Below are 17,033 nucleotides of genomic sequence, written 5' to 3' on the forward strand. Positions count from 1 at the left end.
ATTAATAGGAATACAGAAAATGACAGCAAAAGACGTAAAATTTGGTAATGATGCTCGTGTAAAAATGCTAGCAGGTGTGAATGTTTTAGCAGATGCAGTAAAAGTTACTTTAGGACCTAAAGGTCGCAACGTAATTTTAGACAAGGCTTTTGGTGCACCTACTATTACTAAAGACGGTGTGTCTGTGGCTCGTGAAATCGAATTGGAAGATAAATTTGAAAATATGGGTGCACAAATGGTGAAAGAGGTTGCCTCTAAAGCAAATGATGCTGCAGGCGATGGTACAACCACAGCAACAGTTTTGGCTCAAGCGATTGTCAGCGAAGGTCTAAAAGCAGTAGCTGCCGGAATGAATCCGATGGATTTAAAACGTGGAATTGATAAAGCAGTTAATGCAGTGGTTGAAGAGCTAAAAATTCTTTCTAAACCTTGTGAAACGTCAAAAGAAATTGAACAGGTTGGTACAATTTCCGCAAACGCCGATGAAACTGTCGGTAAACTTATTGCTCAAGCAATGGAAAAAGTCGGTAAAGAGGGGGTTATTACCGTTGAGGACGGTTCCGGTCTTTCAGATGAATTGGATGTTGTTGAGGGTATGCAATTTGACCGCGGTTATTTATCACCATACTTCATTAATAAACCGGAAGCCGCAACTGTTGAATTAGATAATCCGTTTATTCTTCTTGTTGATAAAAAGATCTCTAATATTCGTGAATTATTACCGGTCCTAGAAGGTGTAGCGAAAGCTGGTAAACCATTGTTAATTATCGCAGAAGATGTGGAAGGCGAAGCACTTGCAACGTTGGTTGTTAACACGATGCGTGGTATTGTTAAAGTTGCTGCGGTTAAAGCCCCGGGATTTGGAGATCGTCGTAAAGCGATGTTACAGGATATTGCTATCTTAACTGCAGGTACTGTCATTTCAGAAGAAATCGGAATGGAGCTTGAAAAAGCAACTCTTGAAGATTTAGGTCAAGCAAAACGTGTGGTGATCAACAAAGATAACACGACTATTATTGACGGTATTGGTGATGAAGCTCAAATCAAAGGTCGAGTTGCTCAAATTCGTCAACAAATTGAAGAAGCAACCTCCGATTATGATAAAGAAAAACTACAAGAGCGTGTTGCAAAATTAGCCGGCGGTGTTGCTGTAATTAAGGTTGGTGCGGCAACTGAAGTTGAAATGAAAGAGAAAAAAGATCGTGTTGATGATGCGTTACATGCAACGCGTGCCGCTGTTGAAGAAGGGATTGTTGCCGGTGGTGGTGTTGCATTAATCCGTGCTGCAACAAAAGTTGCAACAACATTAAAAGGCGATAACGAAGATCAAGATGTAGGTATCAAACTTGCTTTACGTGCAATGGAAGCACCACTTCGTCAAATCGTAACCAATGCGGGAGAAGAAGCTTCTGTAGTTGCAAGTGCGGTTAAAAATGGTGAAGGAAACTTCGGTTATAATGCTGGTACGGAGCAGTATGGTGATATGATCGCAATGGGAATTTTAGATCCGACTAAAGTAACTCGTTCCGCACTACAATTTGCTGCATCTATCGCAGGATTAATGGTTACAACTGAATGTATGGTAGCCGATCTGCCGAAAGAGGAGAAAGCTGATCTGACAGGCGGAATGGGTGGTATGGGCGGAATGGGCGGTATGATGTAATTCTCCCCATATTCCATATCTAATCATTATGTTAAGAAGGGTCGTCAGACCCTTTTTATTTTTCAAAAAACGTAGACCTTAATTATTAGCTATCTAGAAGTCTAGATTGTTATTTTGCCTATTTTTTATTAGAATACTCAATATTACTAAGGTTATTAAGGATCAACAAAATGGCAGATTGGGACGGAAAATATATTAGCCCTTATGCAGAACATGGTAAAAAGAGTGAACAAGTCAAGAAAATTACCGTTTCTATTCCAATTAAAGTATTAGAAATTTTAACTAATGAACGCACTCGTCGCCAACTCCGTAATTTACGTCATGCAACAAATAGTGAATTATTGTGTGAGGCGTTCCTGCATGCTTTTACCGGTCAACCTTTGCCCACAGACGAGGATCTATTAAAAGAACGTCATGATGAGATTCCTGAAAGTGCAAAACAAATTATGAGAGAATTAGGAATAAATCCCGATGACTGGGAATATTAATAGATTAAGTTTGGTAAGTTATTTCAGCAAGTGCGGTCGTTTTGACCGCTTTTTCGCTTTTTATTAGTGAATTTCACTCGGGAATGTTACAATCCGCTACCGTTATAACAATAGAGATAAATACAATGGCTCGTACAAAAAAAACTCGTCGAATAACAGATATTATGCCCATGCGTAAAACAGATAAACGTCCGGAAAATCTGTCACGCCCCGGTAAGAAACTTACTCGTTATGAACTTGATGCTAAATCTCGTGAAGAAAAAAAGAAAAAAAAACGTAAAGGACTAACCGCCGGTTCACGTCATAGTGCAGTAGATACAAGTAAAACAATCGTACTTAATGAAAAAAAAGATCCTCGTGTTGGGAGTCGTAAAAAAGTTCCTCTTATTGTTGAATTTGTGAATAAACCTGAAAAAGGTATGTTTATTCCTTCAGGTGCTTTAGAGGAAAAAGCGAAAACTATTGATCCGATGCTGGAACTGACACAACTCGAAAATAATGAAAGTTTAAATCAATTATTAGATGAGCTTGATGCAGGTAAAACCTTAAGTAAAAAAGATCAAATCTTTGTCAATCAATGCCTAGACCGTATTGCTCAACTTATGGCTGAACTTGGAATTGAAGAAGAAAGTGAAGATGATTTGTACCGCACTTTTGAGACTATTGATATTAACCAATTTAAATAAGCTATGTGGATCACAATTTTAATCATTCTCGGCGGATTAATTATTAGCGTTATGCTTGGTTACGCAATATATTTATTGCTCGTTTTACAAAAGCAGAAGAAAGTTTTTTTGCAAGCAAAACAGGCTAGACTAAAGCGTTTAAAAGAAAGTTGTGAAATTATCGCTAATGCAATGCAAAGTGGAGAATGCAATTTATCTGAAGGTGTTATCCGTCTAAAAATGTTGCTTGAACCGTTAGGGCATTCATTGAAAAATTACACTTCAATGTACCAACTCTATGAAGCAGTAATGGATATGCCGACCCATGATGCTCGGCGAACATTAAAGAAAAATGAACGTATGCGTTTAGATTTACAACGTGAACGTGCTGAAGCTGATTTAGAACAAAACATCAAACTTGAAATTCAGCGACTATTAAATTACCTAAAAGAATCTAAGGAAAAATAAATGTCAGAAATTATCTGGGATTTAGCATTAATCCAAAAGTATAACCATTCAGGTCCAAGATATACCTCCTATCCAACCGCACTTGAATTCAATGAAAGCTATACTGATAAAGATTTTCAGCAAGCTGCTACTCGTTATCCTACACGTCCGCTTTCTTTATATGTACATATTCCATTTTGTCATAAACTTTGTTATTTCTGTGCTTGTAACAAAACTATTACTCGTCATCAACATAAAGTAGAGATTTATCTTGATTATTTAGAAAAAGAAATTCAAACAAGGGCTCCGTTATTTCGTCATCGCATCGCAACTCAAATTCACTGGGGAGGCGGTACACCGACTTATCTTTCAGAACAACAATCTGCACGTTTAATGCAAATGCTGAAAGAGAATTTTACTATTTCAGATAAGGCGGAAATCAGTATAGAAATGGATCCTAGAGAAATTGAGCTTTCTATGCTGGATCATTTATACAAAATTGGTTTTAATCGTATTAGTATGGGGGTGCAAGATTTTAATAAAGATGTGCAAAAAGCAGTGAATCGTGAACAAGATGAAGAATTTGTGCGTGAATTGTTGATTCGTGCTCGTGAGTTAGGTTTTCGCTCAACCAATCTCGATCTTATTTATGGGTTACCGTTCCAAACCGTAGAAAGTTTTATGTTTACCCTACATAAAGTTATCGAACTCAATCCGGATCGTTTGAGTGTATTTAACTATGCTCACTTACCAAGCCGTTTCGCCGGGCAAGCGAAAATTAAGGATAAAGACTTACCAACACCTGAAACAAAACTAACAATCTTGCAAAAAACTATCGAAACGTTAGGACAAGCAAACTATCGTTTTATTGGCATGGATCATTTTGCTAAACCGGATGATGAATTGGCAATTGCACAACAAAAAGGAATTCTACACCGCAATTTCCAAGGTTATACCACGCAAGAAGAATGTGATTTATTAGGGTTAGGTGTTTCTGCCATTAGTTTATTGGGCGATACCTATGCTCAAAACCAAAAAGATCTCAAGCAATACTATACCCACGTAGAAGAAACTGGTTTAGCATTACACAAAGGTTTGGTGATGACGCAAGAAGACTGCCTACGCCGTGATGTGATCAAACAATTAATTTGCAATTTTAAATTAGATTTTCAACCGATAGAACAACAATACCAAATTGATTTCAAAACCCATTTTGCTGAAGATTTAGCTTTGCTCCAACCCTTAGCAACTGACGGCTTAGTTGATATTAATGACAATGCGTTACAAGTATCTGCTAAAGGTCGTTTGCTCATTAGAAACATTTGCTTGTGTTTTGATACATACTCTAGACAACAAGCAAAAAGACAACAATTTTCTCGAATTATTTAACGAAAAAGTGCGGTCAAAATTAACCGCACTTTTTTAACCTCGCTGTGCATTTTTCATAATGCGATCTTTCGTTACTTTCCATTCACGATCTTTAATATCTTCACGCTTATCATGTAATTTTTTCCCTTTTGCTAAACCTATTTTCACCTTTGCCCAAGGACCTTTCCAATATAATGAAAGTGCAACAATAGTGAAACCATCTCGATTTGCTTTACCAAATAATGAAGCCAACTCTTTCTGGTTTAATAAAAGTTTACGTGTTCTTGTGGGATCGCAAACAATATGCGTTGAAGCAACACTTAACGGCTGAATGGTTGCACCAAATAAATATGCCTCACCATGCTTAAAAATAATATAACTATCGCCAATACTCGCCTTACCTGCACGCATCGATTTAACTTCCCAGCCTTGCAAAGAAAGACCGGCTTCGATTTCATCTTCAATAAAATAATCGTGTCTTGCTCGTTTATTTAAGGCAATCGTATTAGATGCTACCTTTGCTTTTTTCTTTGTCATATAAATTCATATCTCATTAAAAATTTTTCGCATTTTACCCAATCTAAGCAAAGATCGCAAAAAGGCTTGCATTACATCGCATTCTCTATAACAATGCGGATATTCTTGATAACCCGTTACGCAAAATATGAAATATAAAAATCTACGAGATTTTCTTGAATTATTAGAGAAACAAGGTGAGCTCAAAAGAATTACACAGGAAATCGACCCTTATTTAGAAATGACAGAAATTGCTGACCGCACTTTGCGTGCCGGTGGTCCCGCATTACTTTTTGAAAATCCAAAAGGCTATGAAATTCCTGTGCTTTGTAATTTATTTGGTACTCCCAAACGTGTTGCTCTTGGAATGGGGCAGGAAGATGTTACCGCACTGCGTGATGTAGGGAGATTACTGGCTTTTCTAAAAGAACCTGAACAACCAAAAAGTTTTAAAGATTTATGGTCAAGTCTTCCTCAATTTAAACAAGTGCTAAATATGCCAACGAAAGTTTTGAGTAAAGCAGAGTGTCAGCAAATTGTATTCTCTGATGCTGAAGTTGATTTATATAAATTACCTATTATGCACTGTTGGAAAGATGATGTTGCACCTTTAGTTACATGGGGATTAACCATCACTAAAGGACCAAGTAAAAAAAGACAAAATTTAGGTATTTATCGCCAACAATTAATAGGAAAAAATAAACTCATTATGCGTTGGCTATCTCACCGTGGCGGTGCTTTGGATTTTCAAGAATGGAAAGAAATACACCCTAACCAACCATTTCCTGTTTCGGTTGCTTTGGGTGCAGATCCTGCCACCATTCTAGGGGCGGTAACGCCTGTGCCGGACACTTTATCGGAATATGCTTTTGCCGGATTGCTGCGTGGTAATAAAACTGAAGTAGTGAAGTCAATCAGCAATGAGCTTGAAGTTCCTGCAAGTGCGGAGATTATTTTGGAAGGTTATATTGATCCGACAGAGACCGCACTTGAGGGACCATACGGAGATCACACAGGTTATTATAATGAACAAGAATATTTTCCTGTATTTACCGTAACACATATCACCATGCGTAAAGATCCGATTTACCATTCAACTTACACAGGTCGTCCACCGGATGAGCCTGCAGTTTTGGGTGAAGCACTGAACGAGGTTTTTATTCCTATTTTGCAAAAGCAGTTTCCGGAAATTGTCGATTTCTATCTTCCTCCGGAAGGATGCTCTTACCGTCTTGCAGTTGTTACAATAAAAAAACAATATGCAGGCCACGCTAAGAGAGTCATGATGGGAGTATGGTCATTTTTACGCCAGTTTATGTACACAAAATTTGTGATTGTCTGTGATGACGATATAAATGCACGAGATTGGAAAGATGTGATTTGGGCTATTACAACACGTAGCGATCCCGCCCGAGATTGTACAATTATAGAAAATACGCCTATTGATTATCTTGATTTTGCCTCACCGATTGCCGGTCTCGGCTCAAAAATGGGAATAGATGCGACAAACAAATGGATTGGAGAAACGCAACGTGAATGGGGAACCCCAATTAAAAAAGCCCCTAATGTAGTTAAACGCATTGATGATATTTGGGAGAGTCTAAATATTTTTGCTCCCAAATAAACAGCAAAAGGTAAATAAGTGCGGTGCTTATTTACCTGTTTATTTCAAACGCTCAAATCCGGCTTTAAGATCGGCAATAAGGTCATCAACGTCCTCTAAACCAATATGTAGGCGAATTAATGTACCGGTTAATTTGCGTTCAATATTAGGTCTAATCCTAGCGATTTCTTCCGGTTGATTGCATAAAATCAGCGATTCAAATCCCCCCCACGAATATGCCATAGTAAAAATCTTAAAATGATCCATAAAATTTTCTAACGCCTGTTGAGAAAGTTTTTTATTTAGTTCAAAAGAAAATAATCCACTGGAACCTGTAAAATATCGCTTAAAATATTGATGTCCCGGACAACTTGGCAATGCCGGATGATAAACAGTTTTTACTTCAGGCTGTTCCAGTAACCATTTAGCTACTTTAATTCCATTTTCTTGATGCTGTTTTAAGCGAACTAGTAGAGTACGAATACCACGGGCTGTCATGTAAGCGGTATCAGCATCGACCATCTGCCCCATTAAATAAGAATTTTCACGTAATTGTTCCCAACAACGTGCATTAGCCACCGCTGTACCAATCATCGCATCAGAATGCCCAATGAGATATTTTGTCCCTGCCTGAATTGAAATATCAATACCGAAATCCAAAGCCTTAAAAAATACACCAGCACTCCAAGTATTATCGATCATAACTACTATTTTAGGATTGATTTGGCGAGCAGCTTGCACAATCGATACAATGTCCGGTATCTCCATAGTAAGTGAACTTGGTGCTTCCAAAAACAAGACTGTCGTATTTGGTTGAACTAAATCCGCAATTTTTTCACCAATTAAAGGATCATAAAATGTGGTTGTAATTGACATTTTCTTTAAAATTATATGACAAAATTCTTGCGTTGGTTCATAAGCAGCACCGCTCATTAACACGTGATCACCGGTTTTTACAAAAGCTAAAATAGCATTACTTACCGCCGCCGCACCGCAAGGATAGAGATAGCAACCCTCACCACCTTCCAATTCACACATTAATTCTTGCAAAGCAAAATGTGTCAATGTTCCTCGACGTCCATAAAATAATCCACCTTTTGCTCGATTGATAGTTGCTTGTTTTTTATCTGCTAAAGTATCAAAAACCAATGAAGATGCACGCTGAATAACAGGGTTTACCGCATTTTTACATACTCGTTTATTACGCCCTGCATGAATTGTTGATGTGGTAAAAGAAGTTGTATTACTCATAGAAATATCCATTTTAAACAAAAATCAAGATTATAATAATTGATTTAATAGCCAAAAACTAATACAAAAGTGCGGTCTTTTTTCATAAAATAATTGTGCGAATTTGCTTTAGAATGCAAAATTCTTAATAACTTTTATAGGAGATTTTTACTATGGTATTAGTTACTCGTCAAGCCCCAGATTTTACCGCAGCGGCAGTTTTAGGCAATGGTGAAATTGTTGAAAAATTTAATCTAAAACAGCATATTGCTGGGAAAGCGGCGGTTGTTTTTTTCTATCCAATGGATTTTACTTTTGTATGCCCATCTGAATTAATTGCATTTGATCATCGTTATAAAGAATTCCAAGATCGTAATGTGGAAATTATTGGTGTTTCAATTGATTCTGAATTTACACACAATGCATGGCGTAACACACCGGTAGATAACGGCGGTATCGGTCAAGTACAATATGCTTTAGTGGCAGATATTAAGCACGAAATCGCAAAAGCTTATGGCATTGAACATCCTGAGGCAGGTGTTGCATTACGTGCATCATTCTTAATTGACAAAGAAGGTGTTGTTCGTCACCAAGTCGTAAATGATCTTCCATTAGGTCGTAATATTGATGAAATGTTACGTATGGTTGATGCCTTACAATTCCATGAAGAGCATGGTGAAGTATGTCCGGCACAATGGGAAAAAGGCAAAGAAGGTATGACCGGTAGCCCAGAAGGTGTTGCAAAATACTTGAAACAAAATGCAGATAAACTTTGATCTCATCAATTTTAACTAAAACTAGCCCCGCACTTATGTGGGGCTATTTCATTATAAATCTAGTCATTCTTATAAGATCCTCTGAAAAATAGGAATAACATTATTAGCAATAATTTTCCATGAGGATATACAAAAAGCTCCCAAAATAAATTTTAGGAGCTTCAATTTTTATTTCATAAATAATTAGCGACGTAAGCCTAAACGTGCAATTATTTCTGAATATTTAGCAAGATCTGTACGTTTTAGATAGTCTAAAAGTTTACGACGACGAGAGACCATGCGTAATAAACCACGACGACCGTGATGATCTTTTTTATGTGTAGAAAAATGAGCTTGCAAATGGTTAATTTGTGCAGTCAATAATGCAATTTGTACTTCTGAAGAACCGGTATCTTTCGCATCACGACCAAATTCAGCAACAATAGCTGCTTTTTTTTCTGTACTTAGAGACATAAACATTCCTTATACTAAAAGGGTTGATAATACATCATTCGCCGATCTCTAACTCAGCGATGACAGGAACTGCAGATTTTATCTCTCGATTATAAAAAAAGCAATAAATAATTACTCAACATACAAACTAGACCTACTTACAATGTTACCGCATTATTTATGCGTAAAAACTAAAAATGAAGGATATATTTTTCTTGATTTTATAGCAAGAAAGATAAAGAATATTAACTAATAGGATTATAATTAATTAAGATATTTAATTTTAGATAAGTGGCATAAGTGGCTAAAAATGTTCCACATAAAGTAGGATAAAAATTTTCTCAATCTATTCAATCAAATTTTTGGAGATTTATATTATGACAATACAACCAGATCCAACTTCTGTAAAAACGCACTTTCAAGGCAATGACAAACTATTGTTTGGTATGATTATGGGAGTGATTGCCTTTTGGCTTTTTGCACAAACCACGTTAAATATTGCACCCGATATGGAGCAAGATTTAGGTGTTAACACCAGTATTATGAATATTGCTGTATCAATTACAGCTTTATTTTCGGGGATGTTTATTGTCGTTATGGGGGGGCTTGCAGATCGTATCGGCTGTTTAAAAATTTTAAATTTAGGTTTTTTATTGAGTATTATTGGGGCATTGTTAATTGCACTGGCTCCATCTGGTGATTTAGCTGTCCCACTATTAATGTTAGGGCGTATTATTCAAGGGATATCTGCTGCTTGCATTATGCCATCTAGTTTAGCTTTAGTAAAAGCCTATTGGGAGGGTGAAGCTCGTCAGCGTGCTATTAGTATGTGGTCTATCGGCTCTTGGGGTGGTTCTGGTTTATGTGCACTCTTCGGTGGGTTAGTATCTCAAAATCTAGGTTGGCGTTATATTTTCTTTGCTTGTGCCGCTTTATCTTTATTAGGTTATGTTATGTGTCGTGGTACCCCAGAATTCAAAATGGAAGATGATGGAAAAAAACATAAATTTGACTGGGGAGGTGTTGTTACCTTTATGATTGCCATGATCGCTTTACAAGTATTGGTGACTCAAGGTGGTGATTTCGGCTGGACAAGCATGACCACTATCGGTTTATTGCTAGTGACTTTTGTGTCAATCGTATTATTTTTATGGATTGAGGAGCGTGCTGATAAAGCGTTTGTGGACTTTTCACTTTTTAAAAATGCGACTTACACTGGAGCGACTATTTCTAACTTCTTGCTCAACGGTGTAGCCGGCATGTTAATTGTATCGTTACAATTAGTACAATTGGGCGGTAATATGACTGCACAATCTGCCGGATTGCTCACTATTGGCTATGCGATTGCGATTATTGCTTTTATTCGTGTGGGGGAGAAATTATTACAACGTTTTGGTGCCCGTAAACCTATGATTTGGGGCTGCCTAATTACAGGCTTTTCTATTGCTTTGTTATTACCAACGAATATGATGTTGGATCAATATAAGATTATCGTTGTTATTTCTTATATCTTATTTGGTATAGGTTTAGCATTTTATGCAACCCCATCCACTGATGCCGCATTATCAAATCTTCCGCCTGAACAAGCGGGGGCGGGTTCCGGTCTCTATAAAATGGCTTCTTCACTGGGTGCGGCATTTGGTGTTGCTATTTCAGCGGCAATCTTCACCGCACTCCGTGCAGAGAATGCCAGTGTATCTTGGTTAAATAACATCGTCCCTTTTGTTGGTCGCCAAGATAATATTGCTATTCGTGAAGCCGCTATTATTGCATTAATGTTTAACTTATTGATGATTTTTGGGGCTATTGTGTCTATTATGTTGACTGTGCCAACGGGCAAAAAATCATCCTAACCACAGTATTTACTTGATATTCAGGCTACCTAAATCATTCCGGTAGTCTGAAACCCTAAAAAACCGGGTTCAGTAAAGAAAAAATCATGACTATATTATTTACAATCTATCACCCCAAGCAAATCGGAAAAAGCAACGTATATTTTCGTTATATCTACCAGCCACTATATTTAGTCAAAAAAATCTACGTCTAAATTTATTGGCGGTTTCGTCCAATTTTGGGGTATAGATCATTTTGACCGTTCTTTTTATTTTTTGCATAATAGCCACTTTATTTTTATCCGTCTCTTACGTATGGAGCATTCTATGCTGACAGAACAATCTAAAAAACATACCGCACTTTTGTCTTTTTTACCTGTATTACTCCTAATTGCTATTGATTTCTTTACCATGAGTTTACAAGCTCAAGCAAAAGCAATTTCCCATTTGAGTTTAGCTGTATTAGTTACACAATTATTATGTATTTTAGTGTTTGCCAAAGGTGAAATTTGCAATGGTCAGCGTTTCAGATTAGTAAAGGTAAACTTATATTTTTTGATTTATTGGGGGTTATGGCTGTTTATCAGTTTATTTTCCAATTATCACTATGTATTAACTGATATTGTATGTTTGTGTGGCATTGCTTTAACTTTGGCTATTTGGCAACAACCTCAAGATTTGCAAATGCGTAAGTCATTGTTGGTTTTAGGAACACTTGTGGGAGTTTTAGGTATAGTAACTTATTGTTTAATGTTTATTGATTTACCTTTACTTTATTTTTCTCAATATAATCCAGTAGCTCAAGCATTGCTAGGCATCATATTAGCGAATTTATTGCTAGTCATCGCTAAAAATCGTTTACAAGGCTTTATTATCTTATTGCCTTTTTTGATGCTGATTACTTTATTACTGAATGCAATTATTGTGTTAGGTATTTTGTTTTTTGCTATATCACAACAAGTTGTATTTTCTAATGAGTTTTCTTGGGGACTTTATTTTATTTTACATTTACTTGTTACTGGCATTATTGCTATACATTTATTTTACAAATGGAAATTTGAATATTACACCTTGTTAATAATGAGTTTTATTGTAATGAGTTTTCCTTTATGGGTAAGTTTTGCCTATGTGTTTTAACTAAAACAACTGCCTACTTTTTGGAAATGATTGATCATTGATGAGTATGTATGTTATCAGATAAGAGAAAAGCGGACAAAATGCTTTATTTTGTCCGCTTTGTGTAATATTGAGAGGACTAAATGTTAAGTACAGCAATTAAAGCTAAAATAGAGTAAAGTACTGATAATCCGTAGAAAATAATCCCACCTGCTGGAATATGAAGTTTAAAATCATGTGTGCCATGGTGAATTCGATGCATTGCCCCCCAAGTTGGAAAAACTAATACAACTAATAGAATCAGTTTACCTAACCAAGAACCGGCAAAAGCAATAATATTGTCTGCACCGTTTTCGATTAATCCAAAAGGTAGTAATAGACCTAGGATAAAAATCAATATAGGGAAGACAATTGCACTTACTGTAGTACCTGCACCGAACAATAACCATACAACAGGTTCGTTAGAGCGTTTTGGAGTTTCTTTCATCTTGGTCTCCCTATTTCAAGTAAATTAGCACTAAAGCAAGAATACTTACTACGGCTGTAACAGCCCACATACCGATAGTAATAACATTCGGATTTAGTTTTTCATTTTTGTACACGATATTTAGCACTTTTGGCGTCATGAAGAAATACGTAACTGTATTCAAAATGGCTGCTGCCAAGGCGATAATATTCAGAATAATAACAATTGGATTTTGTAAGAAAGGAATAAAATCCGATTGCAATCCATCTTTTTGACCTAGGCAGATCACGCCATAAAGTAATACCAAGCTAAACCATAATGATGGAATTGCTGTTGCTTCACGCATAATGTAAAGTTTGTAAAAATCTAGCTTTTTCCACCAAGTTGCTTTTACTTCCCGCACATATCTTCTGCGTTTACTTGTTACTGTTGTCATTTTACACTCCTTACTTTTGCGGTTTTAACATTGCAATGACGAAATCTTTTGCACTTTCGACTTTACCTTGGTTGACACCAGAAGCAGGATCTACATGTTTAGGGCAGACTTCGGAACAATAACCCACAAAAGTACAACTCCATACGCCATTCTTACCGTTAATAATTTTCATCCGTTCTGCTTTTCCGTGATCACGATTATCAAGATTATAACGGTGAGCAAGAGTTAAGACTGCCGGACCGACAAATTCGGGATTTAAGCCAAATTGCGGACAAGCGGCGTAACATAATCCACAGTTAATACACATAGAGAATTGACGATATTTCTCTAATTGAGCCGGCGTTTGTTTAGTACGACTTTCCGCCAATTCCGATGACGTATGTGGTTTACCATCTAATTCAGGTGCTTTATTGCCTATAATATATGGTTTGATACTCTCCAAACTTTCAATGAAGTGACTAAGGTCGACCACTAAATCCCGTTCAATCGGGAAGTTTGCTAATGGTTCAATACGCATATGACCACTATAATCACGTAAAAAAGTTTTGCAGGCAAGTTTAGGTTTACCGTTCACCATCATTCCGCAAGAACCGCAGATTGCCATACGGCAAGACCATCGATAAGAAAGTTCCGGTTCTAATTTATCCTTAATATAACCTAAAGCATCTAGTAAAGATGTTTGACTGTCATAAGGAACTTGGTAAGTACGTAAGTATGGCTCTTTATCCGCCTCAGGATTATAACGCAATACTTCAATATTCATTATTGCTTGATTAGCCATTTGCTTGCTCCTTAGCTTTTGCAGCCGCTTCTTGTGCTTCAGCTTCCGCACCGTAAACACGTTTTGCTGGTTGAGATTTGGTGATTTTCACATCGCTGTATTCAATCCGTGGGGCACCATCAGCATTATAATATGCTAAAGTGTGTTTTAGATAATTCACATCATCACGCTCAGTATAGTCTAAACGTTGGTGAGCTCCACGAGATTCTTTACGTTCAATCGCAGAATTAGCAATAGATTGAGCAACATCGAGAATATAACCTAATTCAACGGTATAGAGAACGTTGGTGTTAAATACGCTTGAACGGTCTGCAATACGGATATGTTTATAACGCTCTTTTAATTCTGCGATTTTATCCACGGTTTGTTGCATGCTTTCTTGTGTACGATAAATGCCGCAACCTTCTTCCATTGAATCGCCCATTTCATCACGAATTTGCGACCAAGATTCTGTTCCTTCTTGATTGTATAACTCTTCTAAACGATGGATAACATCTTGAGCTTGAGCATCGACCGCACTTCGGTTAGCAGGTTGTGCTTCAATTGCACGCTGTGCTGCATATTCACCTGCAACACGTCCTAGCACCACTAATTCTGCTAATGAATTTGAACCTAAACGGTTTGCACCATGTAAACCAGAAGACGCACATTCCCCAACGGCAAATAAACCTTTAATACGGGTTTCGCTATTGAAGTCCACTTCAATACCACCCATGGTGTAGTGTACGACAGGACGAACGGGAATTGGTGCTTTGGCAGGATCAACACCTTCGTAAGCATTGGCTAATTCACAGATAAACGGTAGTCGTTCATGTAAATATTTTTCCCCTAAATGGCGAAGATCAAGGTGAACAACATCAACACCTTTTGCTGTTTTTAACGTATTGCCTTTACGCCATTCTTGCCAGAAGGCTTGGGAAACTTTATCACGAGGACCCAATTCCATGTATTTATTTTCCGGTTTTCCGATAGGTGTTTCCGGTCCGAGACCATAATCTTGTAAATAGCGATAGCCATCTTTATTCACCAAAATACCGCCTTCCCCACGGCAACCTTCAGTCATTAAGATACCTGTATTCGGTAAGCCTGTCGGATGATATTGAACAAATTCCATATCACGTAACGGCACACCATGACGATATGCCATCGACAAGCCATCTCCCGTAACAATACCCCCGTTTGTGTTGAAACGGAATGCACGACAACCGCCTCCCGTTGCAATAATGACCGCATTAGCATTGATTTGTACTAGAGTACCTTCCATCATATTCATCGCAACCATACCACGAGCATGACCGTCATCAACTAAAATATCTAATACGAAATGTTCATCAAAACGCTGAATTTGTGGGTACTGAATGGAAGTTTGGAAGAGAGTGTGTAACAAATGGAAACCGGTTTTATCAGCAGCAAACCAAGTACGTTCAATTTTCATACCGCCGAAACGACGAACGTTTACATCACCATCAACTTTTCTGCTCCAAGGACAGCCCCAACGTTCTAATTGAGTCATTTCTACCGGAGAGTGTTGAACAAAATATTCCACCACATCCTGTTCACACAACCAGTCTCCACCGGCAACAGTGTCATGGAAGTGTTTATCGTAAGAGTCCTCATCCTTAATTACTGCAGCTGCCCCACCTTCTGCTGCAACAGTATGGCTACGCATCGGATATACTTTTGAAACTAAAGCGATCTTTAAATTAGGATTTGCTTCCGCTGCTGCAATTGCCGAACGTAAACCACCACCACCGGCACCAACAATTGCGATATCGACATTAACTGTTTGCACGATATTCCTCCAATAATAGATAAGAGTAAAAATTAATCCCTAACGGGAAATCACAAAAGCAATACTATTCTGCCACTATTTTAAAAGAGATATAACTCTTTTTTGTTAATTTAAGCTAGAAAATTTTAATTTCGTGATCTAACTCAAAACTATATTTGAAATAGATAAGAAATATTCTCATTAATTTAAAATTAGATGATAAGCAATATCATTTATTAACAAAAACATAGCGTTACTATTAGAAAAATTGATTTGTCGCATTATTATTTTTTTCAGGTAGAATATTTCAAAAAATTTATAAAGGATTTTATTATGTCTTTGAATGAACAATGGCAACCTAGTGCCTCGATCCAAAATTTATTGGCAAGAGCAAAAATTATTGCGGATATTCGTCGTTTTTTTACAGAGCGGGGATTGTTGGAAGTGGAAACTCCCGTATTGAGTGAATTTGGCGTAACAGATGTTCATCTTTCGACTTTCAGCACAGCCTTTACATCTCCGTTTATGGAAAAGTCAAAAACTTTGTGGCTAACGACAAGCCCTGAATATCATATGAAACGTTTATTGGCAGCTGGAAGCGGTGCAATTTTCCAATTGTGTAAAGTATTTCGCAATGAAGAAAGCGGCAAAAAGCATAATCCAGAATTTACAATGCTTGAGTGGTATCGACCGCACTTTGATATGCATCGTTTAATTAATGAGGTTGATGATTTGTTACAACAAACTCTTGATTGTGAACCGGCTGAGATGGCGAGTTATCAATTTGTATTTCAGGAACATGTAGGTATAGATCCATTGTCTGCACCGATTAATGAATTGATTGAAAAAGCAAGAGAATGCCATTTGGACGGTGCTGAAAATGAGGATCGCGATACGTTGTTACAATTTTTATTTAGCACGCTTGTCGAACCTAATATTGGTCAAAACAAACCCATTGTAGTTTATCATTTTCCGGCAACTCAGGCGGCCCTTGCACAAATTAGTTCAGAAGACCATCGTGTTGCGGAACGGTTTGAGTTTTATTATAAGGGAATTGAATTGGCTAACGGTTTTAATGAATTGACTGATGCACAAGAGCAAGAACATCGCTTTAATCAAGATAATCGCTTAAGAGAACAATTGGGGTTACCACAACATGAGATTGATCATCGTTTTTTAGGTGCATTACAAGCGGGGTTGCCAAATACAGCAGGGGTGGCATTGGGAGTTGACAGACTCATTATGCTTGCTTTAGGTGCTGAAAATATCAGCGAGGTGATTTCGTTTAATATAGATTGTGCTTAGAATAAAGTTTTTGTATCACATTGCGAAAAAGAATTTTTACCATACAGTGCCGTAAAACCACGTCCTTGAGGGCGTGGATATAAGGCACAAGCGGCATAGCCGTTTCAAACCTAACTACTCAGGTGTTTGTTGTTGCTC

17 protein-coding genes are annotated in these 17,033 nt (G+C 37.3%); 10 read left to right on the plus strand and 7 right to left on the minus strand.

Annotation, left to right across the window (positions count from 1 at the left end):
• The first annotated feature begins 19 nt into the window (after positions 1 to 19).
• From groL to hemN, 5 genes are all read left to right on the plus strand, one after another.
• On the plus strand, positions 20 to 1,663 hold the full coding sequence (groL, locus tag HNR69_RS03910; RefSeq protein ID WP_011608625.1) for a chaperonin GroEL: 1,644 nt from the start codon (positions 20 to 22) through the stop codon (positions 1,661 to 1,663).
• Between the two features lie 170 nt (positions 1,664 to 1,833).
• Entirely contained in the window at positions 1,834 to 2,151 is a 318-nt protein-coding gene (gene metJ, locus HNR69_RS03915; protein ID WP_011608626.1) for a met regulon transcriptional regulator MetJ, read from the plus strand.
• 125 nt (positions 2,152 to 2,276) lie between these two features.
• Complete coding sequence (yihI, locus tag HNR69_RS03920; RefSeq protein ID WP_041604064.1) at positions 2,277 to 2,837, plus strand: Der GTPase-activating protein YihI; 561 nt, start codon at positions 2,277 to 2,279, stop codon at positions 2,835 to 2,837.
• Positions 2,838 to 2,840: 3 nt separating this feature from the next.
• On the plus strand, positions 2,841 to 3,284 hold the full coding sequence (locus tag HNR69_RS03925) for a DUF2489 domain-containing protein (protein ID WP_075294051.1): 444 nt from the start codon (positions 2,841 to 2,843) through the stop codon (positions 3,282 to 3,284).
• Entirely contained in the window at positions 3,285 to 4,652 is a 1,368-nt protein-coding gene (hemN, locus tag HNR69_RS03930; protein WP_012341592.1) for an oxygen-independent coproporphyrinogen III oxidase, read from the plus strand.
• 33 nt (positions 4,653 to 4,685) lie between these two features.
• Here hemN and smpB read toward each other — a convergent pair whose 3' ends face one another.
• The gene (gene smpB / locus HNR69_RS03935; protein ID WP_011608630.1) at positions 4,686 to 5,168 is read right to left on the minus strand and encodes an SsrA-binding protein SmpB; all 483 of its coding nucleotides are present in this window, start codon (positions 5,166 to 5,168) and stop codon (positions 4,686 to 4,688) included.
• A gap of 127 nt (positions 5,169 to 5,295) precedes the next feature.
• On the opposite strand from smpB, the gene ubiD reads away from it, so the two are divergent.
• Complete coding sequence (gene ubiD / locus HNR69_RS03940; protein WP_075294050.1) at positions 5,296 to 6,771, plus strand: 4-hydroxy-3-polyprenylbenzoate decarboxylase; 1,476 nt, start codon at positions 5,296 to 5,298, stop codon at positions 6,769 to 6,771.
• Positions 6,772 to 6,810: 39 nt separating this feature from the next.
• On the opposite strand, the gene metC is transcribed toward ubiD, so the two are convergent.
• Complete coding sequence (gene metC, locus HNR69_RS03945) at positions 6,811 to 8,001, minus strand: cystathionine beta-lyase (protein ID WP_075294049.1); 1,191 nt, start codon at positions 7,999 to 8,001, stop codon at positions 6,811 to 6,813.
• Positions 8,002 to 8,153: 152 nt separating this feature from the next.
• Here metC and HNR69_RS03950 point away from each other — a divergent pair, with 152 nt between their 5' ends.
• A complete protein-coding gene (locus HNR69_RS03950) occupies positions 8,154 to 8,756 on the plus strand; it encodes a peroxiredoxin C (RefSeq protein ID WP_011608633.1) in 603 nt (200 codons plus the stop codon).
• A 183-nt stretch (positions 8,757 to 8,939) separates the two neighbouring features.
• On the opposite strand, the gene rpsO is transcribed toward HNR69_RS03950, so the two are convergent.
• Complete coding sequence (gene rpsO, locus HNR69_RS03955; RefSeq protein WP_011608634.1) at positions 8,940 to 9,209, minus strand: 30S ribosomal protein S15; 270 nt, start codon at positions 9,207 to 9,209, stop codon at positions 8,940 to 8,942.
• A gap of 356 nt (positions 9,210 to 9,565) precedes the next feature.
• Here rpsO and HNR69_RS03960 point away from each other — a divergent pair, with 356 nt between their 5' ends.
• Positions 9,566 to 11,041 (plus strand): MFS transporter, encoded by a 1,476-nt coding sequence (locus HNR69_RS03960; RefSeq protein WP_075294048.1) that lies wholly within the window; start codon positions 9,566 to 9,568, stop codon positions 11,039 to 11,041.
• 306 nt (positions 11,042 to 11,347) lie between these two features.
• On the plus strand, positions 11,348 to 12,157 hold the full coding sequence (locus HNR69_RS03965; protein ID WP_075294047.1) for an HI_1241 family integral membrane domain: 810 nt from the start codon (positions 11,348 to 11,350) through the stop codon (positions 12,155 to 12,157).
• 118 nt (positions 12,158 to 12,275) lie between these two features.
• On the opposite strand, the gene frdD is transcribed toward HNR69_RS03965, so the two are convergent.
• The 4 genes from frdD to frdA are packed head-to-tail and all read right to left on the minus strand — an operon-like array spanning position 12,276 to position 15,611.
• The gene (frdD, locus tag HNR69_RS03970; protein WP_011609434.1) at positions 12,276 to 12,623 is read right to left on the minus strand and encodes a fumarate reductase subunit FrdD; all 348 of its coding nucleotides are present in this window, start codon (positions 12,621 to 12,623) and stop codon (positions 12,276 to 12,278) included.
• A gap of 10 nt (positions 12,624 to 12,633) precedes the next feature.
• Positions 12,634 to 13,038, minus strand: coding sequence for a fumarate reductase subunit FrdC (gene frdC, locus HNR69_RS03975; protein WP_011609433.1), 405 nt, complete (start codon positions 13,036 to 13,038; stop codon positions 12,634 to 12,636).
• 10 nt (positions 13,039 to 13,048) lie between these two features.
• The gene (locus HNR69_RS03980) at positions 13,049 to 13,819 is read right to left on the minus strand and encodes a succinate dehydrogenase/fumarate reductase iron-sulfur subunit (RefSeq protein ID WP_075294046.1); all 771 of its coding nucleotides are present in this window, start codon (positions 13,817 to 13,819) and stop codon (positions 13,049 to 13,051) included.
• Positions 13,812 to 15,611 carry a fumarate reductase (quinol) flavoprotein subunit gene (gene frdA / locus HNR69_RS03985; RefSeq protein WP_011609431.1) on the minus strand — a complete coding sequence of 600 codons (1,800 nt, stop codon included), beginning with the start codon at positions 15,609 to 15,611 and terminating at the stop codon, positions 13,812 to 13,814. Before frdA ends, HNR69_RS03980 begins: the two co-directional genes overlap by 8 nt.
• A 312-nt stretch (positions 15,612 to 15,923) precedes the next feature.
• Here frdA and epmA point away from each other — a divergent pair, with 312 nt between their 5' ends.
• Positions 15,924 to 16,895 carry an elongation factor P--(R)-beta-lysine ligase gene (epmA, locus tag HNR69_RS03990; RefSeq protein WP_075294045.1) on the plus strand — a complete coding sequence of 324 codons (972 nt, stop codon included), beginning with the start codon at positions 15,924 to 15,926 and terminating at the stop codon, positions 16,893 to 16,895.
• The last annotated feature ends 138 nt before the right edge of the window (positions 16,896 to 17,033 follow it).

Origin of the sequence: Histophilus somni (genome assembly GCF_014202395.1) — a bacterium.
Taxonomy (GTDB): Bacteria; Pseudomonadota; Gammaproteobacteria; order Enterobacterales; family Pasteurellaceae; genus Histophilus; species Histophilus somni.